The sequence below is a fragment of the Vibrio sp. 704 genome, assembly GCF_033339295.1.
Genome location: NZ_JAWOUH010000395.1, coordinates 1 through 733 on the forward strand (window position 1 = coordinate 1; position 733 = coordinate 733).

The 733-nt window shown below is 50.6% G+C and carries 1 protein-coding gene; it reads right to left on the reverse strand.

What is annotated here, in order from left to right; translation table 11 throughout:
• The coding region (locus R7R24_RS26685; RefSeq protein WP_318120114.1) for a triacylglycerol lipase at positions 1–733 on the reverse strand (733 nt) is incomplete at both ends.

Genomic DNA, 733 nt, shown 5'->3' on the forward strand with positions numbered 1-733 from the left:
CCGAGTAAACCGTTAATTTCGTCCAAGTGATTCATTTTGTAATCATCACGAATGACTTTTCCTAAATGAGTGCTGCATGCGCCAGCGAGCCCATCGTTTGGCCCATCGAATGCCAAGCCGAGTACCATCATGGCTGCGTCTGTCGGATCGAAAACGTTGGAAAAAGTGGATGATCCGGTCCATGAGTAGTAATACACTCCGTTCGGTGCCAGCAAATCACCGTCGCCACATTCGCTGGTTGGAATGCCTTCAGGGTAGTGTTGGTTAAAAGCTAGCGAGCCTTCCGTCGTTAATGCGGCTAACGAAGCCAGTGGATCTTGATCAAGATCTGAACCACCTGAAAGCAGATTGATCAGAGTGGTTAACCCCTGCGCGAGTTTAACGGCCAACTGTTCTGTCCCCGATCCTTCTGGAACGGTGCCGCGTACTAAGTCTGCGACTTTTGAGCCTTTGTTCACTCCGCCGATACTGGTGACAGAAGCCACTAAATCAGGGCGTACAGAGGCTACATAACGCGCTGTTGGGCCACCATGGCTGTGACCAATGAGGTTCACTTTGCTAGCACCTGTGGCGGCGAGTAAGGTTTCGACTTGAGAAAGAAGCTGCTCACCGCGGGCTTCGCTACTGTTTGTCGCAGAAACTTGTGCCACATAAACTGTAGCGCCATCTTTGGTTAATGAGTGAGGGATACCAAAGAAATAATCCACGCCAGCCAGCGAGTCAAAGCCGAATA